The following is a 26,022-nucleotide window of genomic DNA, read 5'->3' as shown; positions in this document are numbered from 1 at the left end:
GTTAAGATTCAGGTTGCGTTGGCGCGGGTGGGGGGGGGGTGGGGGGGGGGGGGGGGGGGGGTGGGGGGAAAACCCAAACCCCCCCCCCACGACCCACCCGCGCCGACGACTCGGATAGGTCCGTTCGGCCCGGAATTTCACCGACGAACGGACACTGCCGCCCGTCCCCCGGACGGGTAGTGTGCCGTGGCATGCATGAGGGGCAGATCGACCTCCTTCCGGGCGAACGGGTCATCTGGGCCGGGCAGCCGGTGCGCAGGCCCCTCTTCAATCCCGGTGACCGGTTCAACGTCCCCGTCGGACTGCTCTGGCTCGGTGGCGTCACGGCGTTCTTCGCCGCCAACCACGACACGGCGTTCCACATGGCCGCGTGGGTCGTGCTCACCGCCGCGGGCGTCTTCCATCTCGCCGGCAGGCCCCTGATCCGCTACCTCAGGCTTGCTTCGACGACGTACGCCGTCACGGACGGCAGGGTCATCGCGACCAGTTCGCTCGTCCGCCGCAAGGAGGAGTCCGCGGCGCTGGCCGGACTGGCGGATCCCGTCGTCACGCCCGGGCCGGGCAAGACCGGGACGATCACCTTCGGCAGGCTCGGCGTGCTGGCGTGGGCGTCGGCGAACTTCGGCGCGGGTACCGGGAAGGACCGCGAGCCGCCGGTCATCCTCGTGGGTGTCAGCGACGTGGCGAAAGTGCGCGAGAAGCTCGCGAAAGCCGTCGACGAGGCACGACAGCGCCAGGGATCGATGGCCGGAGAATGACCCGACTGTGTGCTATACAACCGTGCGGCTGATGTTACCGGCCGGTACACTCGGGCGGTCGTCCAGCGCCGGAGGTGCACCGTGCCCTATCCCACGGACCGTGAACGGGACCGCCCCTGGGTGATGCGGACCTACGCGGGCCACTCGTCCGCGGCCGCGTCCAACGAGCTGTACCGCCGTAACCTCGCGAAGGGGCAGACCGGCCTCTCGGTCGCCTTCGATCTGCCGACGCAGACCGGCTACGACCCGGATCACCAGCTGTCCAAGGGCGAGGTCGGCAAGGTCGGCGTCCCGGTTTCGCATATCGGCGACATGCGGCGCCTCTTCGACGGCATCCCGCTCGCCGAGGCCAACACCTCGATGACGATCAACGCGCCCGCCATGTGGCTGCTGGCGCTCTACGTCTCCGTCGCGCGCGAGCAGGCCGAAGCCGAGGGCCGTGACGTGGACGAGGTGCTGGCCAAGCTCACCGGCACCACGCAGAACGACATCATCAAGGAATACCTCTCCCGAGGTACCTACATCTTCCCGCCGGGCCCGAGTCTCCGCCTGATCACCGACATGATCGCGTGGACCGTGCACCACGTGCCGAAGTGGAACCCGATCAACATCTGCAGCTATCACCTGCAGGAGGCCGGCGCGACGCCGACGCAAGAGGTCGCGTACGCGTTGTGCACCGCCATCGCCGTCCTCGACGCGGTCCGCGACTCCGGGCAGGTCGAGCAGGCCGACATGGCCAAGGTGGTCGCGCGGATCTCGTTCTTCGTCAACGCCGGTGTGCGGTTCGTCGAAGAGATGTCGAAGATGCGCGCGTTCACCGCGCTCTGGGACGAGATCACCCGGGATCGTTACGGCGTCACGGATCCCAAGGCGCGACGGCTGCGCTACGGCGTGCAGGTCAACTCGCTGGGCCTGACCGAGGCGCAGCCCGAGAACAACGTCCAGCGCATCGTGCTGGAGATGCTCGCGGTCTCGCTTTCCCGCGGCGCCAGGGCGCGCGCGATCCAGCTGCCCGCGTGGAACGAGGCGCTCGGCCTGCCCCGGCCGTGGGATCAGCAGTGGGCGCTGCGGATGCAGCAGGTGCTCGCGTTCGAGACCGACCTGCTCGAGTACGAGGACATCTTCGACGGCTCGCACGTCATCCAGGCCAAGGTCGACGAGATCATGGCCGGCGCGCGCGAGGAGATCGCGCGCGTGCAGGATCTCGGCGGCGCCGTCGCGGCCGTCGAGAGCGGCTACATGAAGTCCCAGCTCGTCGCCTCGCTCGCGGAGTACCGGCGCGGTATGGAGAACGGCGAACGGATCCTGGTCGGGGTCAACAAGTTCGAGACCACCGAGCCTTCGCCGCTGCAGGCCGAAGGGGCCAAGGCGATCGAAACGATCGACCCCGCCGTCGAGAAGCAGGCCGTCACCGCGATCGAGGAATGGCGGACGCAGCGCGACAACGCGGCCGCCGAGTCGGCGCTGGAGAAGCTGAAGGCCATCGCGAAGACGTCGGAGAACCTGTTCGAGGCCACGATCGACTGTGCCCGCGCCGGGGTGACCACCGGCGAATGGTCGGGCGCGCTGCGCGAGGTGTTCGGCGAATACCGCGCTCCCACCGGGGTTTCCGCGTCGGCGGCCGCGGGTGAGGGCAACGAGGAGATCCGCCGGGTCCGTGAACGGGTCAAGGCGACGAACACCGAGATCGGCGAGCGGCTGCGGATCCTGGTCGGCAAACCCGGCCTAGACGGGCACTCGAACGGCGCCGAGCAGGTGGCCGTGCGGGCGCGCGACGTCGGTTTCGAGGTGGTGTACCAGGGCATCCGGCTCACCCCGGAGCAGATCGTCGCGGCCGCCGTCCAGGAGGGCGTGCACGTCGTCGGGCTTTCGGTGCTCTCTGGTTCGCATCTCGAGGTCGTGCCGCAGGTCGTGGACGGTTTGCGGGCCGCGGGCGCGGGCGACATCCCGGTCATCGTCGGCGGCATCATCCCGCCGGACGACGAGAAGCTCCTGCTGGAGCGGGGGATCGCGAAAGTGTTCACGCCGAAGGACTACGAACTCACCGACATCATGGACGGAATTGTCAGATTGGTGCGGGAGCGCCACGGTCTGAGCACATAAGGTCACCGTAAATCTCGGTACCGTAACGGCAGGTGGTTCGTCACCCGCTCACACTGCCCGCGCCAAGGTACCCACCTACGTTTCGATTAAAACCGATTAATCGAAAAGAGGTGCCGCGATGGTGCACGGCGAGTGGTCGAGGCGGGAGTTCTTCCGGCGGTCAGCGGTTCTGGGCGCGGTGACGATCGGTGGTCCGGTGCTGCTGTCCGCGTGCACGTCCACGTCTTCCGGGGACGCGTTGCAGGCGGCCAAGGACGCGAAGAAGATCAGGATCGGTATCGCGAACGAAGCGCCGTACGGTTTCACGGACCAGGGCGGCAGGGTCACCGGTGAGGCACCCGAGGTCGCCCGCGCCGTCTTCAAGGCCATGGGCATCGACAACGTGGACGCCGAAGCGGTCTCCTTCGACCAGCTGATCCCCGCGCTCAACGCCAGGAAGTACGACGTCGTCGCGGCGGGCATGAACATCAAGAAGGAACGCTGCGACGCGGCGGCCTTCTCGATCCCCGACTACTCGGCGCTGACCGCTTTGCTGGTACCCAAGGGGAACCCACAGCAGGTGCTGAAGTTCGAGGACATCGCGGCCAAGAAGGTCAAGGTCGCCGTGCTCTCGGCGGCCGTGGAGAAGGGGTACGCCACCGACTCCGGCGTCGCCGAGGACCAGATCGTCACCCTCGATTCGCAGGACAACATGCTCCGCGCGGTCACCGACGGCCGGGTCTACTGCGCCGCGCTCACCGACATCTCCCTCAAGGACGTCCTGGCGAAGAGCCCCGGCGCGGCCGCCGAAGTCACGCCAGGCTTCGACCCGATCAAGGACGGCAAACCGGTCGTGTCCGCCGGCGCCTTCGTCTTCCGCAAGGACGACGACCCGTTGCGTGAGGCGTTCAACGTCGAACTCAAGAAGCTGCAGGACAGCGGCGAATGGACCAGGATCGTGACACCGTTCGGGTTCTCGGCGGACAACCTGCCGAAGCCCGGTGTCACCACCGAGACACTCTGCGCGGTGTGACGGGGCGAACCACATGTCCTCGTCGGTATCGCATATCATCACGTCCGTCCTCAGTGGACTGACCGCGACCGTCACCGCGGCGCTCGGCGGGATCGCGCTCACCGTGGTGCTCTCGCTGGCCGCCGGGCTGGCGCTGAGATCCCCGTCCCGGCCGGTGCGGGGGATTTCCCGGGTCTACGTCGAGATCTTCCGCGGCACCTCGGAAGTCGTCCAGCTGTTCTGGCTCTACTTCGTGCTTCCGGTGCTGGTCGGACTCCAGCTGGTGCCGATGTTCGCCGGGATCCTGGTGCTGGGGCTCAACCACGGGGCCTACGGCGCGGAGATCGTCCGCGGCGCGGTGAATTCGGTCCCGCGCGCGCAGTTCGAGGGCGCCGTCGCGCTCAACCTGAGCCCGGCCCAGCGGATGCGGCGGGTGATCCTGCCGCAGGCGTTCGCGGAAATGCTGCCACCGTTCAACAATCTCTTCATCCAGTTGCTGAAGAGCACCGCACTGCTGTCGTTCATCGGGGTCCCGGAGATGGCCCGCCAAGGCGAACTGCTGCGGCCGGTGTTCAGTGCCGAGATCGGCTGGATCTACGGCACCGAACTCGTGCTCTACCTCCTGCTCGCGTTGCTGATCACGAGCGGGATGCGGCTGCTGGAACGGCTCGCCGCGCGGCGTCTCGGCCGGGCCCCGGCCAAGATGACGGCCACCGCGGGAGGTGTGTGATGGATTGGAGCTGGGAATCCGCCGCGAAATCGGTTCCCCTTCTGCTGGAAGGGCTTCTCGTCACCGTCGAGATCACCCTGCTGGCCTCGGTGGTCGCGTACGCGCTCGGCCTGGTGTTCGCGCTGATCCGCCGGACGGGGATTCCCGTGTTGTCCCAGGCGGTTCTGCTGTTCATCGAGTTCGTCCGCAGCACGCCCTTGCTGATCCAGGTGTTCGTGCTCTACTACGTGATCCAGCCGGTGGGCGGGATGACGTTGTCCCCGTTCACCACCGGTGTCATCGCGCTCGGCGTGCATTACGCGACGTATGCGGCCGAGGTCTACCGTGCCGGGATCGAGGCTGTCCCGAAAGGACAGTGGGAGGCCGCGACCGCGCTGAACCTCCCGAGGTCGCGGGTGTGGACCGCGGTCGTCCTGCCGCAGGCGGTGCCACGGGTGCTGCCCGCGCTCGGCAACTACACGATCTCGATGTTCAAGGAAACGCCGTTGCTGCTGGCGATCGGCGTCGTCGACGTCCTGGCGAGGGCGAAGGAGGTCGGCGCCGACACGTTCCGCGTCGTCGAGCCGTACACCCTGGCCGGGGTGCTGTTCCTGCTGGTGAGCCTGCCGGCTTCGATTCTGGTGAGAAGGTTGGAGCGACGTGCCGCCCACAGTTGATTCCCCGATGATCCGGTTCTCGCAGGTGGTCAAGTCCTACGGAGACCACGTCGTGCTGCGCGACCTCGATTTCACCGTCGCGCCAGGGGAGTTCGTCTCGCTGATCGGGCCGAGCGGGTCCGGGAAGACGACGATCCTGCGGCTGCTGATGACACTGGAGAAGGTCGACGGCGGCACCATCGAGGTCTGCGGCGACTATCTGAGCCATATGAAGCGCGGCGAGAAACTGGTACCCGCGGACGAGAAGTACCTGCGGGAGGCGCGCAAGCGGATCGGCATGGTGTTCCAGCAGTTCAACCTGTTCCCCAACATGAACGTGCTGCGCAACATCACCGAGGCGCCGATCCATTCGCTCGGCGTCGCCAGGGACGAGGCCGAGGCGCGGGCCGCCGAACTGCTGGAAATGGTGGGGCTCACGGACAAGAAGGACGCGCACCCCACCCGGCTTTCCGGTGGCCAGCAGCAGCGCGTCGCGATCGCCCGCGCGCTCGCGATGCGGCCGGACGTGCTGCTGCTGGACGAGGTGACGTCGGCGCTCGACCCGGAACTGGTCGCCGACGTCCTGCGCGTGCTGCGCGAGATCGCGACGTCCACCGACATCACGATCCTCTGTGTCACGCACGAAATGCAGTTCGCGCGGGACGTCTCGGACCGGGTGATGATGTTCGATCAGGGGCAGGTGCTGGAGGACGCCACGCCGGACAAGCTGTTCAACGACCCGGAGCACGACCGGACGCGGCGGTTCCTCAAGGCGGTCATCGACCGGGCGTGAGGCTCACGACCGCGTCGGTACAACTGGTCGTGAGTGGCGATTCGGGTTAGAACACGAATCGCCACTCACGACCAACTTGACCCAGTCCGGCCCGGCAGTCTCAAAGCCTCCCGAGGATCTCCTTCGTCGAGGTGACCGTGGCGAACCCGCCCCCGTGCAGGTTCGTCGCGGTCGCCTTGGAGAGCTCGTCCGCGGTCAGGACGCTGCCGTCCGGCCCGGCGAGGTCGAAGGTGAAGGTGGCGTCGAGCGCGAAAGTCACGTCGTAGCCGAGGTTCCCGCCGACGCGCGCGGTGGTCTCGCAGCAGAAGTTCGTCTGGATACCGGCGAGCACGAACGACGTGATGCCGCGCGTCTTCAGCCAGCCGTCGAGATCGACGTCGCCGTGGAAGGCCGAGTTGACCTTCTTGCCGAACACCAGGTCCGCGCGCACGCCGTCGAGTTCGGGCTTGAAGTGGTTGCCCTCCTGTCCCGGCTGGAGCGACGAGCCGGGTTTCACGGAGTCGTGGTGCACCAGCACGATCGGCAGCCCGCGCTCCTGGTAGGCGTCGACGAGCGCCTTGATGTTGGCTTCCGCGCCGGGGTTGTTGCGCGGGCCCCAGACGGGCTTGTCGAAGCCGCGCTGGACGTCGATCACGAGCAGGGCCTTGTTTTCAGTGGTCATGGCGTCGAGTTTCACGCGTTCCGCCGTCGTCGGGGAGTGGCAGAAGAAGCGCGATGCGGTACTTTCCTGCCATGCGAACCGTGGGTGTGCTCCTCCTGCCGGGCAGCCGGTCTTTCGATCTGGGTGTGATCGGCGAGGTCTGGGGCGTGGACCGGACCGACAGCGGTATCGGTCCCTTCGAGGTCCGGCTCTGCGCGTCCGGCCGCGGCTCGATCGCCGTCCATCCGTTCGGCCGGATCGAGGCCACCCATGGGCTGAGCGGGCTGGCGGGCTGTGATCTCGTCCTCGTGCCCGGCCGGGTTGACCCGCACGCCGGGGTGCCCGCGGCCGCCGTCGCCGCGCTGCGCAAGGCGCACCGGGCGGGGATCACCGTGGCGTCGCTGTGCTCCGGGGCCTTCACGCTGGCCGCGGCCGGGTTGCTCGACGGCCGCTCCGTCACCACGCACTGGCGGCTGCTGGACGATCTCGAAGCCGCCGCTCGCGACGCCGTCGTCCAGCGGGACGTCCTGTTCACCGACGAGGGCGACGTCCTGACCTCCGCCGGGGTGGTCGGCGGGCTGGATCTCTGCCTGCATCTGGTGCGCCGCGAGCACGGCGCCGAGGTCGCCGCCGCCCTCGCCCGGCGGCTGGTGATGCCGCCCGCGAGGGAAGGTGGCCAGCGGCAGTACGTCGACAACCCGTTGCCACCCAAGCCGTCGAGGCCGAGCGTGTCGTCCACAATGGACTGGGCGCTGGAGCGGATCGCCGACGACATCGGCGTCGACGACCTCGTCGGTCACGCCGGGCTGAGCGAGCGGACCTTCCATCGCGAGTTCGCGGCGGCCACCGGCGTGACACCGGGGCGGTGGCTGCGCGCGCAGCGGGTGCGGCTCGCGCGGCGGCTGCTGGAGACCACCGAGCTCCCGGTCGAGCGGGTCGCGCGGCGTTCCGGCCTCGGCACCGCCGCCAACCTGCGGCGAAGGCTCCGTGCCGACGTCGGTGTCGGGCCCGATTCGTATCGCCGGACGTTCCGGTCGGTTACCGTCGAAGCATGGCCGAGTACGAGCACATCCTCGTGAAGCGGGACGGCGACACCGTCACGATCACCATGAACCGCGCCGCGCGGCGGAACTCGCTGTCGGCGGACCACCTCGCCGAGCTCGTCGCGGCGTTCCGCGAGGCCGGGGACACCGACGCCACCGGGATCGTCCTGGCGGGCGCCGGGCCGGTGTTCTCGGCGGGACACGACTTCGGCGACGTCGCCGCGCGCGACCTGATGGGCGTGCGCGAGCTGCTGCGGCTGTGCACGGATCTGATGGGCACGATGCGGTCCGTCCCACAGGTCGTCGTCGCGCGGGTGCACGGGCTCGCGACCGCCGCGGGCTGCCAGCTGGTTGCCTCGTGCGACCTCGCCGTCGCCGCGGAGTCCGCCGGGTTCGCCCTTTCCGGTGGCAAGGGCGGCTGGTTCTGTCACACGCCCGCGGTGCCGGTGGCGCGCGCGATCGGGCGGAAACGCCTGATGGAGCTGGCGCTCACGGGCGACGTCGTCGATGCCGCGACCGCACTGGACTGGGGCCTGGTGAACCGCGTCGTGCCGGACGACTCGCTGGACGAGGCCGTCGCTTCGCTGCTCGGACGTGCGACGCGGGGGAGCCGGGCCAGCAAGGCGATGGGCAAGCAGACCCTCTACGCGCAGCTGGACCGGCCCGAGGCCGACGCCTACGCGCTGGCGCTGGAGGTGATGGCTTCGGCTTCGCAGCTGCCCGGTGCACGTGAGGGGATGGCGGCCTTCCTGGAGAAGCGTTCCCCGGTGTGGCCCGACTGAGCCACGCTGGGCGTGCCATGAAGGACGCTTTCATAGCAAAATTTGCTATGAAAGGCCCCTTCATGGCACGCGCGGGTGGGGGTCAGAGTCGCTCGCGCATGAGCAGAAGTGTGTAGGCGGCCAGCGTCTGTGAGTCGGTGATGTCGCCCGAAGCGATCATCTTCTCGAACTCCCCGCGCTCGAACCACGCCGTCCGCATGTCCTGCTCCTCGACCTCGCGCTGGGCTTCACCCTGCGTGAGATCGGTGGCGAGGAACACGTGCCCGCGCTGGCTCGAAAACCCGGGCGCGACGTCGGTCTTGCCGAGGTCGGCCATCGAGCCCGCGATCAGCCCGGTCTCCTCCCGCAGTTCGCGGGCGGCGAGTTCGAGCGGCGGGACGTCGGCCAGCTCGGGCGCGGTGCCCATCGGGAACTCCCAGCGCCGCATCCCGACCGGGTAGCGGAACTGTTCGACCAGGTGAAACCGGGCACCGTCGAACGGGATCACCACGGCACAGGTGGGTTTGTCGACGACGGCGTAGATCCCCTCGGAACCGTCGAGCCGCCGGATGGCGTCCTCGCGCAGGGTCATCCAGTTGTTCCGGTACACCTCGCGGGAGCTGACACGCTGAACGGGGTCCATGCGCACAGTATCGCCGTGCTTGTCCTACCCTCGCGGGGTGCGCCTTGTGATCGCTCGCTGCCAGGTCGACTACGCCGGCCGTCTGACCGCCCATCTGCCGATGGCCACCCGGCTGCTGCTCGTGAAGGCCGACGGCTCGGTGTCCGTGCATTCGGACGACCGCGCCTACAAGCCGCTGAACTGGATGAGCCCGCCGTGCTGGCTGATCGAGGACGGCAAGCTGTGGATCGTCGAGAACAAGCAGGGGGAGAAGCTCGTCATCACGATCGACGAGATCTTCCACGACCACCCCCAGGAACTCGGCGCGGAACCGGGACTGCAGAAGGACGGTGTCGAGGCGCACCTTCAGGAACTGCTCGCCGAGCACATCAAGACCCTCGGTGAGGGCTACACCCTGGTGCGGCGGGAGTTCCCGACCGCGATCGGGCCGGTCGACATCATGGCCCGCGACGCCGACGGGGCCAGTGTCGCCGTCGAGATCAAGCGGCGTGGCGAGATCGACGGCGTCGAGCAGCTGACGCGGTACCTGGAACTGCTCAACCGCGACCCGCTGCTGGCGCCGGTGCAGGGCGTCTTCGCGGCGCAGATCATCAAGCCGCAGGCGCGGGTGCTGGCCGAGGACCGGGGGATCCGGTGCCTCACGCTGGACTACGACGCGTTGCGCGGCATCGAATCGGACGAGTTCCGCCTCTTCTGAGTTTCGCGAGTAGTCCTCTGGATGCGGTAGTTGAACGCGCAACCACCGCATCCAGAGGACTACTCGCGTCGGCTCCTCGCGGCGAACAGCCGATATCGAATCGAGTCCTTCGATTTGTATCTGTATTCTTTCTCGCGCCACAGAATGCCCAAAAGGGCGGCGAGAAATTAACGAACTCGCGTTCTCCTGCAAAAGAACCAGCTATTTCTGTGCCATTCGGGTGAACGCCGGATTGCCCGGTCTCGCGCTGTGTCACACTCGATTTCCGCGAGGGTTATCGCCGACATACGGCGGTCGCGGGTGCAGGGGTGATGTGCCATGGCTGATTCTCGGAAGAACGTCGATCTCGTGCTGGAAGGCGGCGGCGTCAAAGGTATCGGGCTGCTGGGCGCGGTGCTGGAGTTGCACGAAGCCGGTTATTCGTTTCCCCGGATCGCCGGGACGAGCGCGGGCGCGATCGTCGCGACACTGGTCGCCGCGTATCAGAAGGCGGGCAAGGATCTCGGTGGTCTGGAAGCGGTGATGAACGACTTGGACTGCCGCCGTTTTCAGGATCAGTCCCTGCTCGACAAGGTCACCGGCCCGATCGGCGACGGCGTCGATCTGCTCCTGCACGACGGGATGCACTCCGGTGAGTATCTCACCGAATGGCTCACGCCGTTGCTGGAAGAGGTCGGAGTGCGCACCTTCGCCGATCTCGCCATCGAGGATCCCGAGGGTACTTTGCTTCCGTACCAACGGTATTCCCTCGTCGTCCACGTCAGTGACCTGACCCGTCGCGTGCTCGTCCGGTTGCCTTGGGACTATTCCCAGTACGGCCGCGATCCCGGTGCGGAGAAAATCGTCGACGCCGTCCGCGCGTCGATGTCGATCCCGCTCTATTTCCGGCCGGTGCAGTTCGACGTCCACCCCGAGGGGACCGTCACGTGGGTCGACGGCGGCCTGCTGTCGAACTTCCCGATCACCGTCTTCGACCGGACCGACGCGAAGAAGCCGAGGTGGCCGACCTGGGGCGTGAAGCTGTCCGGGGAACCCGCGGGCGGCAACGACAAACCGGTGAAGAGCGCGTTGCGGATCGCCATCGGTTCGCTCGAAACCCTGCTGTCGGACTGGAATCGTTACCGGTTGCACGAGGAAGGTGTGAACCGGCGGACGGTGTACGTCGACACGACCGGGGTTTCCGCCGTCGACTTCGGGCTCGGCGAAGAGGAGAAGAAGCGCCTCTTCGAAAGCGGGCGGGAGGCCGCGCGGCGGTTTCTGGAAAAGATTGTGCCGCAGTGAACTCGCCGGCGGTATTCCGGTGGGATGAGGGATAGGAGGATCCCATGCGTTATCGCCCGATCGGCAGCGACCCGGCGGACGGCCGCCTCGGCCGGTTCGTCCCGGACGACTGGCGCCACGTCGAGCGCTATCCGCTGACCGCGCTGGCCACCGAGGACCGGCCCACCCGGTCGCCGGTCGTCATCGGTGTCAACTGGTACAAGGAATTCGACGTACCGGAGAAGGACGAGAAGTCCGGCGAGTTCTTCGTCGCGAAAGGCGGAGCGAAATCGCTCACGAGGATCCGCGGCGGGCACTGCGTCTGCCTCGAACCCGGTGAATCGACCGACGGTGACACCCAGTACGCCTTCTACGACCAGGGCAAGGAAGGCGCCTGCGTCGGCTTTGGCTGGTCGCGCTGCATGACGATGTTCAACGGCGACCTGTACGCCGCGCGGTGGCTGTGGGACCAGTCGAAGCTCCGTGACGAATGGGGCGAGACCAACCCCGGCGACAACAACGGCACGTCCGTCCGCGCGGCGGCCGAGGTCCTGCTCGAACTGGGCCACGTCCCGTGGTCCGAGACCTACACGGACGACGACCACGTCAAGCGGGCCGCCTACACGCCCGACGTCAAGAACGGCATCCAGGCCTATCGCTGGGCGAAGACGGTCGACGAGGTGCACGAGGTCCTGGGCAACCCGCGTGCCGACGAACTCGGCGCCGTGCCGTTCCTCAACTCGTGGGGCTCGGGCTACCCGCACCGCACGTACCTGCCGGACGACGTCCTCGCCCGGTTGATCGAGGAGGACGGCGAAGTAAGCCTGCCCACGGACCGGTAAACCCCCACCGGTCACGGGAAAGGGCCGTTCCCGGCGGAAGCCCGGAGCGGCCCTTTTCGTGCTGCGTCCTAACGGTCGAAGGTGATCCCGGTCCGCACTCGCACCTCGGTTCCGGGACAGCCCGAGCCGGCGGGACGTTCCGCCGTGAACGTGTACCCCTGGTCGCTCGCCACGGGGAACTCGACGCGCACCAGGCTGTCGCGGGAGACGGCCTCGGCGGCCACCGCGCCGCCGACCGAGACGTGCCACCGCACCTCCGCCTCACAATCGGGCAGTTCGACGGACAGCATGCCGGTACCTCGTTTCGACGGCCGGTGGACTCCCGCGAACCGGGTCTCGACCTTCCCACCGGGAGCCAGTTCGTAGATGTGCATCGGTGCGCATAACGTCGCTTCGCCCGCGTTCGGGCACTCCTGCACCGTCCGGGGTGCGTCGCCACCCGCGACCGTGGTCCGCACGTGATCCGGCAAGGATGCCAGCACGAGCGCGATCACGCCGGCGGCGGCGAGAAACCCCGCTGCCGAGGTTGTCGTGGCCAGTACGGCGCGCACCCGCTGCCTGATGGTCTCGACCCGCTCCCGTGCGGCGGCTTCCACTCGCTCCAGCACCTCGGGTTTGTCCGTGGCCGCGGAGATGAGCAGCGCGAGATCGCGGGTCGTCCCCTTGGTGGCCCGGTATGCCAGCCAGGCCGCGATGACCGCCAGCAAGGCGCTGACGATGCCCGCGATCCAGGACGCGCGCTCGACAAGGGTCCAGTCCATCGAGGCAGCCAACCGGACTCGCCGCGGCGCCGGGACGGCAGTTCTGCCGATAAGCGGACAGGAATTGTCAGGAACTGTCCCGAAACAGACACGTCAGGGCGGTCGCCGCCCACCCGTACTGCCGCTCCTGAATCCATGCAGTATGGTCCGCGATTGACGCGATACCGGCGTTTCTCGTGGACATTTTCACTATGGAGGTGGGTCGGTTGCACGTGCTGGCCGATGCGAACCTGCGGCTCGACGCAAGTCCGATCGACTACGTCCTGCTCGCCTTCTATTTCGCACTGGTGCTCGGCATCGGGTACATGGCGCGAAGGTCGGTCTCGAGCAGCCTCGACTTCTTCCTCTCCGGCCGCTCGCTGCCCGCCTGGGTCACCGGTCTCGCCTTCATCTCGGCGAACCTCGGCGCGGTCGAGATCATGGGCATGTCGGCCAACGGCGTGCTCTACGGCCTGCCGACGGTCCACTACTTCTGGATCGGCGCGATCCCGGCGATGCTGTTCCTCGGCATCGTGATGATGCCGTTCTACTACGGTTCGAAGGTCCGCAGTGTCCCGGAGTTCATGCTCCGCCGGTTCGGCAAACCCGCCCACCTGGTCAACGGCATCAGCTTCGCGAGCGCGCAGATCCTCATCGCGGGCGCGAACCTGTTCCTGCTCGCCAGCGTGGTGAACCTCCTGCTCGGCTGGCCGCTGTGGGTGTCGATCATCGTCGCGGCCGCGGTCGTGCTCTCCTACACCGCGCTCGGCGGCCTCTCCGCCGCGATCTACAACGAGGTGCTGCAGTTCTTCGTGATCGTCGCGGCGCTGCTGCCGCTGACCATCGTCGGCCTGGTGAAGGTCGGCGGGTGGCAGGGCCTTGTCGACAAGGTCACCGCGAGCCCCGGCGGCGAAGCGCAGCTGCACTCGTGGCCGGGTGACAACCTCACCGGCTTCGGCAACAGCTTCCTGTCGGTCCTCGGTCTCGTCTTCGGTCTCGGTTTCGTGCTGTCCTTCGGTTACTGGACCACGAACTTCGTCGAGGTCCAGCGCGCGATGGCGTCGAAGAGCATGTCGGCCGCGCGGCGGACGCCGATCATCGGCGCCTTCCCGAAGATGCTGATCCCGTTCATCGTGATCATCCCCGGCATGATCGCCGCGGTCACCGTTTCCGAGTACGTCCAGGACAAGCAGGTCCTGCTCGACGGCGGCGACGCGCCGAGCGGCGTGACCGCGAACAACGCCATCCTGCTGTTGATGCGCGACCTGCTGCCCAACGGCATGCTCGGGGTCGCGCTCGCCGGTCTGCTCGCCTCGTTCATGGCCGGGATGGCCGCGAACCTGAGCTCGTTCAACACCGTGTTCACCTACGACATCTGGCAGTCGTACGTGAAGAAGAACGAGTCGGACGGCTACTACCTCCGGCTCGGCCGCCTGGTCACCGCCATCGGCACCGTGCTCGCGATCGGCACCGCGTTCATCGCGTCGAACTCCGGGAACATCCTGACCTATCTGCAGGATCTGTTCTCCTTCTTCAACGCGCCGCTGTTCGCCACCTTCATCCTCGGCATGTTCTGGAAGCGGATGACGCCGACGGCGGGCTGGGTGGGCCTGGTGTCCGGTACCGCCTCCGCGATCACCGTGTGGCTGCTGTCGCAGGCCGGAGTCCTCGGGCTCACCGGGCAGGGCATCAGCTTCGTGGCCGCCGGTACCGCGTTCGTCGTCGACATCGCGGTCAGCGTCGGGGTCTCGCTCGCCACCGCGCCGAAGCCGGAGGCCCAGCTGGTCGGCCTCGTCTACTCCCTCACCCCGAAGGAGTCGCTGAAGCACGACGAGACCGGCGACGACGCGGGCTGGTACCGCAAGCCGGGACTGCTCGCGGGCATCGTGCTGATCCTGACCATCGTGCTCAACATCATCTTCTAGGAGGCCGGAGATGGCTGCGTCGCAAGCTCCCAAGAAGGCCGGCGTCTTCGACATCCGGCTGATCATCGCGCTGCTCATCGGCGGCTACGGGCTGGTGCTCACGATCATGGGGCTTTGGTTCACCACCGACGAGGAGCTGACCAAGGCCGCCGACGTCAACATCAACCTGTGGGCGGGCATCGGCATGCTGGTGTTCGCGGCGCTGTTCGTGCTGTGGGCGAAGCTGCGGCCCATCGTGGTGCCGCCCAGCACCGAGGACGGGGAATAGCCGGGTTGTCCGGACACCGGCGAGGGGCTCCGGCTACCGTGCACTTCGTGCTGTTCAACGCTCGACGTCGCCGGATCGCGTCCGTGCTGGCCATGGTGGCCGCGCTCGGCGCGGTGTCGGCCTGCGGTCAGAACCTCGGCAAGTCCAACTTCGCCCGCACCACCGTCGCCGCCGAACCCGGCTCCGGTAACGGCTCGGTGCCCGACGGGGACATCAACGATCCGGCGGTCACCCCCGCGGTGCTGCGCACGATCGACCCGTGCGGGCTGGTGAGCAAGGAAGTCATGGGCGGCCTCGGCACGCCGGAGGACCCGACGGCGAACCTCAGCTCGTTCGGCACCTGCCGGGCGAAGGCCGTGGACGCCGGCGGCAAGGCACTCACGGTCAGGGTCGAGATCGGCGCGTCGATCTACTCCTCGATCAACGGCGTCACCGTTTCGGCGGTCGACGGGCTGCCGCAGATCGAGCGCAAGGACAAGGACGGAAAGACCTGCGACGTCGGCATCATGACCCTGCGCAAGCCCGAGCGCGGGATCAACTTCTCGGTCACCTACGACGGCGGCGACCCGTGCGCGACAGGCCGTGCGGTGGCCGCGAAGGCCGTGAAGAGCCTGCACGCGTCACCGGCGAAGTACCCGGCCGTCGCGGGCACGCTCACCGGTGTCGATCCGTGCACCGCCGCCGACACCGCCGTCCTCAACGAGGTGGTGCCGCACGGCGCCGCCACGCTGAACTCCTTCCACTTCTGTGACTGGACACCGGGCTCCAATCCGCGGATCTCGATCGGCTTCCGCCGCGCCCTGCCGCCGGCGGAACGCGACGGGAACAAGAAGATCGACATCGACGGCGTCGCCGTGTACCAGAAGGTCGGCAGCGGCAGCGACGCCGAGTGCAAGCTCGAGTGGCAGCACAAACCGTGGGCGGACGACGAGGTCGAAATCGTCAGCGTCAACTACAAGAACTACGACGAGAAGAAGGACGAAGCGGCGTCGTGCGGCAAGGCGGCCAAGGTCGCCAAATCGGTGATCTCCAAGCTGCCGAAGCCCTGACGCTGGCGGCATCCGGCCGGGCGAGGTAGGAAGGGGACACCCCACCCGCCGACGGCCGGAGGCCACCCGTGAAGAAGATCATCAACGACCCGAAGACGGTGGTCGCGGAATCCCTGCGCGGCCTCGCCGCGGCGCACGCGGACGTCCTGCGCGTGGAGGACGACCCGGCGCTCGTGGTGCGGGTGGACGCGCCCGTGGCGGGCAAGGTCGCGGTGATCTCCGGCGGCGGCTCCGGGCACGAACCGCTGCACGGTGGCTTCGTCGGGCAGGGCATGCTCGCGGCCGCCGTCCCGGGCGCGGTGTTCACCTCGCCGACGCCGGACGCCGTGGAGGCCGCGGTCAAGGCCACCACCGGGGACGCGGGCGCGTTGCTGATCGTGAAGAACTACACCGGCGATGTGCTCAACTTCGAGACCGCCGCGGAACTCGCCGCCGCCGAAGGGCTGGACGTGCGCAGCGTGGTGATCGACGACGACGTCGCGGTCAAGGACTCCACCTACACCGCCGGCCGTCGCGGGGTCGGCGGCACGGTACTGCTGGAGAAGATCACCGGTGCCGCCGCCGAACGAGGCGACTCGCTCGACGCGGTGGAGGCCTTGGCGCGCAAGGTGATCGGCCAGGTCCGGTCGATCGGGGTCGCGCTCACCGCGCCGACCGTGCCGCACGCGGGCGAGCCGAGTTTCGACCTCGCCGACGACGAAATCGAGTTCGGCATCGGCATCCACGGCGAACCCGGTATCGAACGGACCGCCGTGATGACGGCCGACGAACTCGTCGCGCGCATGGTCGAAGCGGTGGTCACGGATCTGCCCTTCGCCGAGGGCGACAAGGTCCTGCTGTTCACGAACTCGATGGGCGGGACCCCGCTGGTCGAGCTGTACCTGGCCCACGGGATCGCCGAGCGGCTGCTGGCCGAGCGTGGGATCGTGGTCGAACGGCGGCTGGTGGGGCCGTACATCACCAGCCTCGAGATGCAGGGGATGAGCCTGACGTTGCTGAAACTGGACGACGAGCTGACCGAGTTGTGGGACGCGCCGGTGAACACCCCGGCCCTGAGGTGGGGAGTCTGATGGCCTGCACCGCCGAGACGCTCGCCGCCGCCTTGCGGGCGGCGGCCGTGGTGATCGCCGAGCATCGGGTCGAGCTGATCGAACTCGACCGCGCGATCGGCGACGCCGACCACGGCGAGAACATGGACCGGGGGTTCACCGCCATCGTGTCCGCTTTGGACACCGCCGTCCCCGAAACCCCCGCCGCGGTCGCGAAGCTCGCCGCCACGACGCTGATCTCGAAGGTCGGCGGCGCGGCTGGACCGTTGTACGGCACGGCTTTCCTGCGCGCGTCGGTCAAGCTGGGCGACGCGGCCGAAGTGGACGGTCCGCTGCTCGTCGAGGTCCTGCGCGCGGCACTCGAAGGGGTGCAGGCGCGAGGCAAGGCCGTCGGGGGAGACGCGACCATGGTCGACGCCCTGATCCCCGCCGTCTCCGCCGCCGAGGAAGCCTCCGGATCCGGCATCGCGGAGATCCTGTCCGCGGCGGCGGACGCCGCGGACAAGGGCGCCGAGTCCACTGTGGAGCTCGTGCCGCGCAAGGGCAGGGCCTCGTACCTCGGCGAGCGGGCGGTCGGGCATATGGATCCCGGTGCCCGTTCGACGGCGCTACTGCTGCGCGCGTTCGCGGAGGCCGCCAAGTGAGCGTCGGAATCGTGCTCGTCTCCCACAGCGCCAAACTCGCCGAAGGGCTCGCGGAACTCGCCGCGCAGATGGCGCCGGACGTCACCATCGCGGCGGCGGGCGGCCTGGCCGACGGCGGGATCGGCACGGATTACGACGAGGTCGTCGCCGCGACACAGCGCGCCGAGTCGGGATCGGGCGTCGTCCTGCTGTACGACCTGGGCAGCGCGCAGATGACCGCGGAACTGGCCGTCGAATCGCTCGCCGATCCGTCGGCCGCGGTCGTCGTGGACGCGCCGCTGGTCGAAGGCGCGATCGCCGCCGCCGTCGCGGCGCAGGGCGGGGCGGACCGCAAGGCCGTCGCCGAAGCGGCCGCGGCGGCGGGCGCGCCACCGGACCTGACGTTCGACGAAGGTACGCAGGACGGCGAGAGCAGTGTCGAACTCACGCTGCGGAACGACGTCGGACTGCACGCGCGGCCCGCCGCGGTCCTGGTCCGCAGTATCGCGGGGCTGGACGCGCAGGTCACCGTGCGGCTCGGCGACGAGACCGCGGACGCCAACAGCGTGCTCGCGCTGATGGCGCTCGGCGCTCGTCAGGGTGACCGGATCGAGGTCCGGGCGAAGGGGGCGCAGGCCGAGGAAGCGCTCGCCAAGGTCAAAGATCTCGTGGACCAGAACTTCGGCGAGTGAGCTGACGTCTCATGCCGTGAAGGCCTCCTTGCCTACTCTGAGGGTAGGGAAGGAGGCCTTCACGGCATGTGGGGCCGCAAAATGTCCGCCTCGGCCTTCGTCCGCGAGTGACACTTACTCGATTCGGAGGGTGACAGCCGCTGCTTTCCGCGCCCTGGCATGGCACGATCGGAGAAACTACCAGCGAGTAACCTCCGGAGGCCGGTTGTGGCGCGGGAAATCTCGAGTGTGGGAGTCATCGGTCTCGGCACCATGGGTGCCGGGATCGCCGAGGTGCTCGCGCGGAGCGACGTGTCCGTCGTCGCGGTGGAGATCGACGACGACGGCGTTCAGCGTGGCCGGGGCCATCTGGAGCATTCGACCGAACGGGCGGTGACCGGCGGCAAACTCGACGCCGACGGCCGGAGCGCGCTGCTGGACCGGATCCGATACACCACGTCGCTGACCGAACTGTCCGATGTGGACCTGGTGATCGAGGCGATCCCGGAGAACCTCGAAGCGAAATCCGACGTGTTCGCCCAGCTGGACAAGATCACCGGCCCGGACACGATCTTCGTCTCGAACACCTCCTCCTTGTCGATCACCGAGATCGGCGTGCACACCGCGCGGCCGGGCAAGGTCGTCGGGATGCACTTCTTCAACCCGGCGCCGATCCTCAAGCTGGTCGAGATCGTCCGCACCGTCGTCACCGAACCCGAGGTGGTCACCGACGTCGTCGCGTTCGCCGAACGCCTCGGCAAGACCCCGGTGGTGATCGGCGACCGCGCCGGGTTCATCGCCAACGCCCTGCTCTTCGGGTACCTCAACCACGCCGTGCGGATGTACGAGCAGCGCTACGCCACGCGCGAGGATCTCGACGCGGCGATGCGGTTCGGCTGCGGGTATCCCATGGGGCCCTTGGCTTTGCTCGACCTCATCGGGCTGGACACCGCGTACGAGATCCTCGACACGATGTACCACCAGTCGCGCAACCGGCTGCACGCGCCGGCGCCGCTGCTGAAGCAGATGATCACCGCCGGACTGCTCGGCCGGAAGACCGGCCGGGGTTTCTACACCTACGACGAGCCCGATTCGCCGACGGTGACCGACGCGGTCACGAAGTCCACAGTGGACAGCGTGGCGCCTCGTGAGGTGCGCAAGGTCGGCGTCGTAGGGACCGGGACCATGGCGACGGGCATCGTCGAGGTGTTCGCGAAACGCGGTTACGAGGTCATCCTGCGGGCGCGGAGCGCGGAGAAGGCCGCGGCGTCGGTCGCGCGGGTGAAGAAGTCGCTGGACAAGGCCGTCGTCAAGGGCAAGTTGTCCGAGGAGGACGCCGCCGCCGCGCTGGGCCGGATCTCGCCGGCGGTGGAGCTCGAGGAACTGGCCGACGTCGACCTCGTGGTCGAGGCGGTGGCCGAAGACCTGGCCGTCAAGCAGGCGGTCTTCGCCGCGCTCGACGATGTCGTGAAACCGGGCGCGGTCCTGGCGACGACCACGTCGTCCCTGCCGGTCATCGAATGCGCGGCCGCCACCTCGCGGCCTTCGGACGTGGTCGGCGTGCACTTCTTCAATCCGGCGCCGGTGATGAAACTCGTCGAGGTCGTCTCGACCATCGCCACCGCGCCCGACGTGATCGCGACGGTCGACGCCGTCTGCGCGGCCGTGGGCAAGCACCCCGTGCACTGCGGCGACCGGGCCGGGTTCATCGTCAACGCGCTGCTGTTCCCGTACCTGAACGACGCGGTGAAGATGCTCGAGGCGCACTACGCGGAAGCCGACGACATCGACACCGCGATGAAGGTGGGTTGCGGCCTGCCGATGGGCCCGTTCGAACTGCTCGACGTCGTCGGGCTGGACGTCTCCCTGGCGATCCAGCGGACTCTGTTCAACGAGTTCCGCGAAGAGGGCTTCGCGCCCGCGCCGCTGCTGGAACACCTCGTGACCGCCGGACGGCTCGGCCGGAAGACCGGAAAGGGGTTCAAGGACTACTCGGCCCGGTAACTTGGTGGCATGCCGGTTTCCTCGGGGGTCAGGAAGCGGATCAAGGAGCTCCTCGATCCGGACGACGAGATCCACTACGTGTTCCCGGCCGACATCCTCGGCAGTACCAATCCCAGCGTGTTCTTCGCGGTGACCCGCAAGACGATCACGGTCCTCACCACCGGGTACCTGAGCCGGAAGACCCCGAAACGGGTGGTCGCGACGACACTGCGGAATCACCGGATCGGACCGGTCGACACGTCGACCGTCCCGTGGTTCAAGTTCAACGGCGTCGACTACGAGATCGACGACGAGTACATCTCCGTCGTGCACGCCGCCGATGCCGAGATCATGCAGGCAAAACCTGAAGATCCGCTCCCGGACCTCTAAGCTCCCGGGAGTGCGTCAGCTCACCTACGACGGGGTGCCCATCCCCGGTCTGAACGACCTGGTCCGGACGGCCATCCGGCTGCATCCCGCGCCGGGAGTCCCCGGTCCGGACGAAAGCCACTTCGGCGGCCCGCTGCTCTGGCCGTCGGACGAGCCGTGGCCGGAGTGCCCGGTGACCTGGCCGCCCGACCCGGACGCGTCCGACGACGCGTGGACGGGCGGGCATCCGCTCGACGAGCCGGTCCCGGCGATGGTCGTCGCGGCGCAGTTCTTCCGCGACGACTTCCCGGAGCTGCCCTTCCCGGAGGGCACCGACGTCCTGCAGATCCTGTTCTGCCCGATGGACCACGACAGCCCGCACCAGCAGGGGCCCGCGGTCCGGCTGGTCTGGCGTGACGCGGGCGAGGTGCGGGACATCGCGGACCCGCCTCCGGCCCCCGAGAACGCCGAAGCCGCCTACGTGCCGGATCCCTGCGTTTTCGAACCGTGCTCGATCGACGAGCTGCCCCGGCTCTGCGACTTCCCGGCGGAGACCCGCGCCGCGCTCGGCATTCCCGAGGGCGCGGGCGACGACCCGGAGGGCTGGCCGGAGCTGGACCAGTACTCGAAGATCGGCGGCTGGACCGCCTGGGACGCGACCGATCGGCACGAGCTGGGCTGCCGGGAGTGCGGCGCCGACCTGCGCCAGACGATCGCGCTGGCCTCGGAGGAGCACGAGGTCGGCTGCGGATGCGAGGTCGCCGAGGGCGAGGCGGCGGGCTGGTCCTTTCACCGCCAGGGGGTGCTGAACGTCTTCACGTGCCCGACCGACGTCACGCATCCCTTCAAGGTCCGGATCGATTAGCCGGGCGGTAGCAAAGGTCCCCCGCTCCAGTGCTGGAAGACCAGGTTCGTGTGCACCCGGGCGACCTCGTCGCGGGCGGTCAGTTCGTCGAGCACCAGCCGTTGCAGCTCGGTCGCCGAAGCGGTGGCGACGTGCGCGAGGAAGTCGTCCGGGCCGGTCAGGTGGTAGACGGCGCGGACCTCGGGCAGGGCGAGCAGATGCTCGACGAACGAATCGACCAGCGCGCGCCGGTGCGGACGGACCTGCACGAACAGGAGCGCTTCGAGCGGGCGGCCGAGCTTGGCCGCGTCCACCTCGGCGCGCTGGCCGATGATCACCCCGAGCTCGCGCAGCCGGTTGACGCGATCGAGACAGGTCGAGGGCGCGACGCCGACTTCGGCCGCCAGATCCTTGTTCGAGATCCGGGCGTCGTTCTGCAAGAGCCGCAGAATTCGAAGATCAACCGTACTCAGTTCGACGGAATCCGACATCGGCGAATGATATCCGAGGATATTGCGGACGATCCGAAGAAAATCGCACTATCTGGGGTATGACCGCAACGCTGCGCACCCGAGCCGTTCACGCCGGCCGTGACGATCTCACGGACCTCGGCGTCCACGCCGCTCCGCTCGACCTGTCCACGACCTACCCGTCGCGGGACAGCGTCGAGGAGGCGGGCCGCATCGACGAATTCGCCGCCTCGGGATCACTGTCCGGGCTCCCGGTCTACGGGCGGCTGAGCAACCCGACCGTCGAACGCTTCGAGAAGGCGCTGGCCGAACTCGAAGGATTCGACGACGCCGTCGCGTTCGCCACCGGCATGGCCGCGGTCTCGGCGTCGCTGCTCGCCGCCGTCGCGCAGGGCAAACGGCATGTCGTCGCCGTCCGGCCTGTCTACGGCTGCACCGATCACATGCTCACGTCCGGTCTGCTCGGCACCGAGGTGACCTGGGCCGATCCGGAAGGCGTCGCGTCGGCGCTGCGGCCCGACACCGGGTTGGTGCTGCTCGAAACCCCCGCGAACCCGACCCTGCGCGAGGTCGACATCGCCGAGATCGTGCGTGCCGCGGGCGAGGTCCCGGTGCTGGTCGACAACACCTTCGCGACTCCCGTGCTCCAGCGGCCGGGGCGGCACGGTGCCCGATTCGTCCTGCACAGCGCGACCAAGTTCCTCGGCGGGCACGGCGACGTCATGGGCGGCGTGGTCGCTTGCAGTGCCGAAGACGCGGGGATGCTGCGGCAGATCCGCTTCGCCACCGGAGGCGTGCTGCACCCGCTCGCCGGGTACATGCTGCTTCGCGGCCTCTCGACTCTTCCGCTGCGCGTCAACGCCGCGTCCGCGACGGCCGCCGAACTCGTCGAGCGGCTTCGCGGCCACGCGAACGTGAGTGCCGTGCACTACCCGGCCGTCGGTGGTCCGTTGATCGCGTTCGAGGTCGAGGGCGATCCGCACGCGCTCATCGGCGCGGTCCGGCTGATCACCCCGGCCGTCAGCCTCGGCAGTGTGGATTCGCTCATCCAGCATCCCGCCTCGATCAGCCACCGGATCGTCGCCGAGGCCGACCGGCGCGGCGCGGGGGTCACCGACCGGCTCATCCGCATGTCGGTGGGACTGGAGGACGTCGAGGACCTGTGGCACGACCTGGATCAGGCCCTCAAGTCTTGCTGAATTCTGCGATCGTCATCACCGGGATGTCGACAAATCGTCCGGCCTGGCTAACCTGGTCGGGTGAAAGATCTGGTCTCGTCCTGGGTGGAATCTTCGGCTCGTAGCACGCTTTCCCGGCTGCACCAGCAGATCGGTGTGGCCGGGCTCGCCGCGGCGGCGGCCGTGCCCGGGCTGTCGGCCGTCTTCGATCAGCACTCCGCCGCGGTGCGGGACATCCTCGCGGCGGGGGTCGAAGGTTCGGCGGCGGTCGCCGGGGTCGTCCTTCTCGCCGGCTACACGCGCGGGCTGCTCGACGAGGCGAAGGCCAAGGGGTGGACGTTCCGCATCCCGGCCGATCTGCCCGCCTGGACCACCAGCGACTGGATGACCGCGCGGCTGGTCGGCGTGTGTTCGCTGGCCGCCTCGATGGACGACCGGCGGACCCAGCCGACCGGGAACGGGTAGGGCGGCCGGACGCCCCACCCGCTCCCGTGGAAGGTCAGCGGTACTCCGGCGGAGGGGGCATGTTTCCACCGGGGGGCCGCTGGCCGGGATCCTGGTGCTGGGGCATCTGACCCTGGCTGGGCGGGAACTGCTGGTGCTGAGTCGGCGCGTTCGGGTTCGCGGCGTGATGCCCGGCGGACACCGGCTGGTGGACCGTCGTCCGCTCGGCAGGCACCTCACCCGAGCGGCCGGCGTCCTCGCGACCGCGCTGGTAGGCCTCGGCCTGCGCCTTCGCGGCGGGGATCTCCGCCTCGGCCCGGCCGAGCCAGGTCTCCCAGCGCTGCTGCATCGGCTTGATGAGACCACCACCGACACCGACGACGGCGATCCCGCCGACCGTGGCGAGCACGGTGATCAGCACCGGCATCGTGACCGCGGTGGCCACGCCGATCTGGTTCAGCGCGGCGATCGCGCCGAGGCCCCAGATGAACACCGAGGCGATGGTGGCGAGCACCTTGCCGTAGGAGACACCGCCGAGGGCGTTGCCGATCAGGTCCTTGACCGCCTTGGCGACCGCGCCGGCGATCACCATGATGACGATCGCGACGATGGCGCGCGGCAGCCACGCGACGATGTCGTTGAGCAGCGCGCTCACCGGGTTCGGACCGAACACGCCGAACGCGAACTGCAGGGCGATCAGCAGGATCGCGTAGTAGACGATCTTGCTGATTATGCTCGACGCGTCGAACTGGCTGCGCGCGAGCATCTGCTTGAAGCCCCCGCGTTCGAGGAGCCGGTTGAACCCGACCTTCTCGAGCACCATGCTCACGGCCTTCGAGAGCGCCTTGGCGATCAGCCAGCCGATGAACAGGATGACCAGGAACGCGAGCAGTTTCGGGACGAAGGTGGCGACCGAACTCCAGGCGCTCGACACGCCCTGACCGAAGTCGACGGCCGCCAGTGCTGATGTGGCCACTGGACTTTCTCCCTTCCCACCACTGGAGCTTCCAGACTGGTGGGAAGGGGGTACCCGCCGTTCGGGCGATCACACGTTGCGCCACCCGAACGGGTGGGTCAACTGCAGCAGCCGCCTCCGCAGCAACCGCCTCCACCTGCGGGAACAGGGGCGGGACCGGAGGCCGACCCGGTCAGCGCGACGGTCGTCAGCAGTTTGACGGTGTCCTGGTGGCCCTCCGGGCACGGCGCGGGCGCACCGGACTCGCTCATCGGCCGCAGCAGTTCGAAGGTTCCGGCGCATTCGCGGCAGCGGTAGGCGTAAGTCGGCATGCCGGCATTATCCCATCTCCTTCCGGCCTCCGGGATGGCAAGCTGGCCGGGTGGAACTGCCTGTCGCGGCGCATGTGCCGCACCTCGGCCAAGTCGTCCCGTCCGTGCTCTCCGCCCTCGGCGCCGACGGGTTCGTGAACTCCCTGAGCCTGGCGGAGGCGTCCAGTGCCTGCGTCCTGCTCATCGACGGTCTCGGCTGGGAACTGCTGGCCGAGCACGCCGCCGACGCGCCCGTGCTCACCCAGCTGGCGAAGTCGCCGCTGCGGGTCGGTTTCCCGGCGACGACGGCGGCCGGTCTCGGCGCGATCGGCACCGGGCTGGCGTCGGGGGAGCACGGACTGGTCGGCTACAGCTTCGAGGTGCCGGGCACCGGCGTCCTGAACGCGCTGCGCTGGAGCAGTCATGTGGACGGCGGCGATCTCCGCGGCGCGCTGCCGCCGCGCGAGGTGCAGCCGCTGCCGACGACGTTCGAACGCGCGGCGGCCGCCGGGATCACGACGAGCGTGGTGTCTTCGGCGAAGTTCGCCGACACCGCGCTCACCCGCGCGACGCAGTCCGGTGCGCGTTACGTGGGTGTCCACGCGCTCGGCGACCTCGCCGCCTGTGTCCTGCACTGCCTCGAAACGCGGCCGGCGTTCTGCTGGGGCTACCACAGCGAACTCGACATGCTCGGCCACATCTACGGGCCGGGTTCGGCGCCGTGGCGGATGCAGCTGCGGCAGGTCGACAGGCTGGTGGAGTCCATTGTGGACGGATTGTCACCCGGTGCGCTCCTCGCCGTCGTGGCCGACCACGGCATGGTGACGGTCGAGGGTGCGCTCGACATCGACGAGACCCCCGCGCTGCTCGGCGGCGTCCGGGCGATCGGGGGCGAGGTCCGGGCACGGCACGTCTACAGCGAACCGGGTGCGGAGGCCGACGTCCTGGCCGCCTGGAGCGAGGTCATCGGTGACCGGGCGTGGATCCTCCCGCGCGACGAGGCCATCGAGGCGGGCTGGTTCGGGCCCGTCTCCGACCGGGTGCGCCCGCGTATCGGCGACGTGGTCGTGGCGTCGAAGGGACGGTTCGGGCTCGTGCGGGAACTGGCCGAGGCCGTCGAGTCCTCCTTGGTCGGCCAGCACGGCTCGCTGACCCCGGCCGAACAACTCGTCCCGTTGGTCCTCGCGCGCCGTTGACCCGCATTTGGTCCTCTGAATGCGGTAGTTGCACACGCAAGGACCGCATTC

The 26,022-nt window shown here is 68.5% G+C and carries 29 protein-coding genes; 23 read left to right on the top strand and 6 right to left on the bottom strand.

Translation table 11 applies throughout. The annotated features are described in order from the left end of the window. Positions 1 to 191: 191 nt before the first annotated feature. From AC069I_RS24325 to ehuA, 6 genes are all read left to right on the top strand, one after another. Entirely contained in the window at positions 192 to 758 is a 567-nt protein-coding gene (locus AC069I_RS24325; RefSeq protein ID WP_478231821.1) for a YdbT family protein, read from the top strand. A gap of 81 nt (positions 759 to 839) precedes the next feature. Then, a complete protein-coding gene (locus tag AC069I_RS24320; protein ID WP_478266458.1) occupies positions 840 to 2,861 on the top strand; it encodes a protein meaA in 2,022 nt (673 codons plus the stop codon). A gap of 118 nt (positions 2,862 to 2,979) precedes the next feature. Then, a complete protein-coding gene (gene ehuB / locus AC069I_RS24315; RefSeq protein ID WP_478231819.1) occupies positions 2,980 to 3,873 on the top strand; it encodes an ectoine/hydroxyectoine ABC transporter substrate-binding protein EhuB in 894 nt (297 codons plus the stop codon). A 13-nt stretch (positions 3,874 to 3,886) separates the two neighbouring features. After that, entirely contained in the window at positions 3,887 to 4,582 is a 696-nt protein-coding gene (gene ehuC / locus AC069I_RS24310) for an ectoine/hydroxyectoine ABC transporter permease subunit EhuC (protein ID WP_478228584.1), read from the top strand. After that, positions 4,582 to 5,238 (top strand): ectoine/hydroxyectoine ABC transporter permease subunit EhuD, encoded by a 657-nt coding sequence (ehuD, locus tag AC069I_RS24305; protein ID WP_478228585.1) that lies wholly within the window; start codon positions 4,582 to 4,584, stop codon positions 5,236 to 5,238. The genes ehuC and ehuD overlap by 1 nt, the downstream gene beginning before the upstream one ends. A gap of 7 nt (positions 5,239 to 5,245) precedes the next feature. Next, positions 5,246 to 6,010, top strand: a complete 765-nt coding sequence (gene ehuA / locus AC069I_RS24300) for an ectoine/hydroxyectoine ABC transporter ATP-binding protein EhuA (RefSeq protein WP_340688750.1) — start codon at positions 5,246 to 5,248, stop codon at positions 6,008 to 6,010. A gap of 100 nt (positions 6,011 to 6,110) precedes the next feature. Here ehuA and AC069I_RS24295 read toward each other — a convergent pair whose 3' ends face one another. Next, positions 6,111 to 6,671 carry a cysteine hydrolase family protein gene (locus AC069I_RS24295; RefSeq protein ID WP_478228586.1) on the bottom strand — a complete coding sequence of 187 codons (561 nt, stop codon included), beginning with the start codon at positions 6,669 to 6,671 and terminating at the stop codon, positions 6,111 to 6,113. Positions 6,672 to 6,742: 71 nt separating this feature from the next. On the opposite strand from AC069I_RS24295, the gene AC069I_RS24290 reads away from it, so the two are divergent. Both AC069I_RS24290 and AC069I_RS24285 read left to right on the top strand, forming a co-directional pair. Then, positions 6,743 to 7,729 carry a GlxA family transcriptional regulator gene (locus AC069I_RS24290; protein WP_478266457.1) on the top strand — a complete coding sequence of 329 codons (987 nt, stop codon included), beginning with the start codon at positions 6,743 to 6,745 and terminating at the stop codon, positions 7,727 to 7,729. Beyond that, positions 7,702 to 8,475: an enoyl-CoA hydratase-related protein gene (locus AC069I_RS24285; protein WP_478266456.1), complete on the top strand. Its 774-nt coding sequence runs from the start codon at positions 7,702 to 7,704 to the stop codon at positions 8,473 to 8,475. Before AC069I_RS24290 ends, AC069I_RS24285 begins: the two co-directional genes overlap by 28 nt. Positions 8,476 to 8,557: 82 nt before the next feature. Here the strand turns inward: AC069I_RS24285 and AC069I_RS24280 are convergent, their stop codons facing one another. After that, the gene (locus tag AC069I_RS24280; RefSeq protein WP_478228589.1) at positions 8,558 to 9,097 is read right to left on the bottom strand and encodes an NUDIX domain-containing protein; all 540 of its coding nucleotides are present in this window, start codon (positions 9,095 to 9,097) and stop codon (positions 8,558 to 8,560) included. Positions 9,098 to 9,134: 37 nt separating this feature from the next. Here AC069I_RS24280 and nucS point away from each other — a divergent pair, with 37 nt between their 5' ends. From nucS to AC069I_RS24265, 3 genes are all read left to right on the top strand, one after another. Next, positions 9,135 to 9,794: an endonuclease NucS gene (nucS, locus tag AC069I_RS24275; RefSeq protein WP_340683735.1), complete on the top strand. Its 660-nt coding sequence runs from the start codon at positions 9,135 to 9,137 to the stop codon at positions 9,792 to 9,794. A 318-nt stretch (positions 9,795 to 10,112) separates the two neighbouring features. Further along, complete coding sequence (locus AC069I_RS24270) at positions 10,113 to 11,075, top strand: patatin-like phospholipase family protein (protein WP_478228590.1); 963 nt, start codon at positions 10,113 to 10,115, stop codon at positions 11,073 to 11,075. A gap of 44 nt (positions 11,076 to 11,119) precedes the next feature. Next, complete coding sequence (locus AC069I_RS24265; protein WP_478228591.1) at positions 11,120 to 11,896, top strand: hypothetical protein; 777 nt, start codon at positions 11,120 to 11,122, stop codon at positions 11,894 to 11,896. A 68-nt stretch (positions 11,897 to 11,964) separates the two neighbouring features. Here the strand turns inward: AC069I_RS24265 and AC069I_RS24260 are convergent, their stop codons facing one another. After that, on the bottom strand, positions 11,965 to 12,657 hold the full coding sequence (locus AC069I_RS24260; protein WP_478228592.1) for a hypothetical protein: 693 nt from the start codon (positions 12,655 to 12,657) through the stop codon (positions 11,965 to 11,967). Between the two features lie 206 nt (positions 12,658 to 12,863). Here AC069I_RS24260 and AC069I_RS24255 point away from each other — a divergent pair, with 206 nt between their 5' ends. The 9 genes from AC069I_RS24255 to AC069I_RS24215 all read left to right on the top strand — a co-directional run bounded on the left by AC069I_RS24255 (position 12,864) and on the right by AC069I_RS24215 (position 21,438). Continuing rightward, positions 12,864 to 14,561, top strand: coding sequence for a sodium:solute symporter family protein (locus AC069I_RS24255; protein ID WP_478228682.1), 1,698 nt, complete (start codon positions 12,864 to 12,866; stop codon positions 14,559 to 14,561). Between the two features lie 10 nt (positions 14,562 to 14,571). Continuing rightward, positions 14,572 to 14,829, top strand: coding sequence for a hypothetical protein (locus tag AC069I_RS24250; RefSeq protein WP_478228593.1), 258 nt, complete (start codon positions 14,572 to 14,574; stop codon positions 14,827 to 14,829). A 47-nt stretch (positions 14,830 to 14,876) separates the two neighbouring features. Then, positions 14,877 to 15,878, top strand: coding sequence for a DUF3558 domain-containing protein (locus AC069I_RS24245; RefSeq protein ID WP_478228594.1), 1,002 nt, complete (start codon positions 14,877 to 14,879; stop codon positions 15,876 to 15,878). 68 nt (positions 15,879 to 15,946) lie between these two features. Continuing rightward, positions 15,947 to 16,948: a dihydroxyacetone kinase subunit DhaK gene (gene dhaK / locus AC069I_RS24240; RefSeq protein WP_478228595.1), complete on the top strand. Its 1,002-nt coding sequence runs from the start codon at positions 15,947 to 15,949 to the stop codon at positions 16,946 to 16,948. Next, entirely contained in the window at positions 16,948 to 17,571 is a 624-nt protein-coding gene (dhaL, locus tag AC069I_RS24235; RefSeq protein ID WP_478228596.1) for a dihydroxyacetone kinase subunit DhaL, read from the top strand. Before dhaK ends, dhaL begins: the two co-directional genes overlap by 1 nt. Then, positions 17,568 to 18,242: a dihydroxyacetone kinase phosphoryl donor subunit DhaM gene (gene dhaM, locus AC069I_RS24230; protein ID WP_478266455.1), complete on the top strand. Its 675-nt coding sequence runs from the start codon at positions 17,568 to 17,570 to the stop codon at positions 18,240 to 18,242. The genes dhaL and dhaM overlap by 4 nt, the downstream gene beginning before the upstream one ends. A gap of 207 nt (positions 18,243 to 18,449) precedes the next feature. Beyond that, positions 18,450 to 20,225, top strand: coding sequence for a 3-hydroxyacyl-CoA dehydrogenase family protein (locus AC069I_RS24225; RefSeq protein WP_478266454.1), 1,776 nt, complete (start codon positions 18,450 to 18,452; stop codon positions 20,223 to 20,225). Positions 20,226 to 20,234: 9 nt separating this feature from the next. Beyond that, on the top strand, positions 20,235 to 20,594 hold the full coding sequence (locus AC069I_RS24220; protein ID WP_478266453.1) for a hypothetical protein: 360 nt from the start codon (positions 20,235 to 20,237) through the stop codon (positions 20,592 to 20,594). Positions 20,595 to 20,604: 10 nt separating this feature from the next. Beyond that, a complete protein-coding gene (locus AC069I_RS24215) occupies positions 20,605 to 21,438 on the top strand; it encodes a YwqG family protein (RefSeq protein WP_478231811.1) in 834 nt (277 codons plus the stop codon). On the opposite strand, the gene AC069I_RS24210 is transcribed toward AC069I_RS24215, so the two are convergent. Further along, entirely contained in the window at positions 21,435 to 21,908 is a 474-nt protein-coding gene (locus AC069I_RS24210; protein ID WP_016336815.1) for an Lrp/AsnC family transcriptional regulator, read from the bottom strand. The genes AC069I_RS24215 and AC069I_RS24210 overlap by 4 nt on opposite strands. A 59-nt stretch (positions 21,909 to 21,967) precedes the next feature. Between AC069I_RS24210 and AC069I_RS24205 the strand changes: the two genes are divergently transcribed. Beyond that, positions 21,968 to 23,086, top strand: a complete 1,119-nt coding sequence (locus tag AC069I_RS24205) for a trans-sulfuration enzyme family protein (protein WP_478266452.1) — start codon at positions 21,968 to 21,970, stop codon at positions 23,084 to 23,086. A 60-nt stretch (positions 23,087 to 23,146) separates the two neighbouring features. After that, entirely contained in the window at positions 23,147 to 23,530 is a 384-nt protein-coding gene (locus tag AC069I_RS24200; protein ID WP_478231810.1) for a DUF6401 family natural product biosynthesis protein, read from the top strand. A 34-nt stretch (positions 23,531 to 23,564) separates the two neighbouring features. On the opposite strand, the gene AC069I_RS24195 is transcribed toward AC069I_RS24200, so the two are convergent. Beyond that, complete coding sequence (locus AC069I_RS24195) at positions 23,565 to 24,485, bottom strand: mechanosensitive ion channel family protein (protein WP_478266451.1); 921 nt, start codon at positions 24,483 to 24,485, stop codon at positions 23,565 to 23,567. 98 nt (positions 24,486 to 24,583) lie between these two features. Beyond that, positions 24,584 to 24,796, bottom strand: a complete 213-nt coding sequence (locus AC069I_RS24190; RefSeq protein ID WP_038508997.1) for an FmdB family zinc ribbon protein — start codon at positions 24,794 to 24,796, stop codon at positions 24,584 to 24,586. A gap of 50 nt (positions 24,797 to 24,846) precedes the next feature. Here AC069I_RS24190 and AC069I_RS24185 point away from each other — a divergent pair, with 50 nt between their 5' ends. Next, positions 24,847 to 25,971: an alkaline phosphatase family protein gene (locus AC069I_RS24185; RefSeq protein ID WP_478266450.1), complete on the top strand. Its 1,125-nt coding sequence runs from the start codon at positions 24,847 to 24,849 to the stop codon at positions 25,969 to 25,971. The last annotated feature ends 51 nt before the right edge of the window (positions 25,972 to 26,022 follow it).

The sequence above is a fragment of the Amycolatopsis sp. NPDC043885 genome (assembly GCF_056435685.1).
The sequence above is the reverse complement of the archived record's forward strand: the minus strand, read 5'-3'. Positions and strand labels throughout refer to the sequence as shown.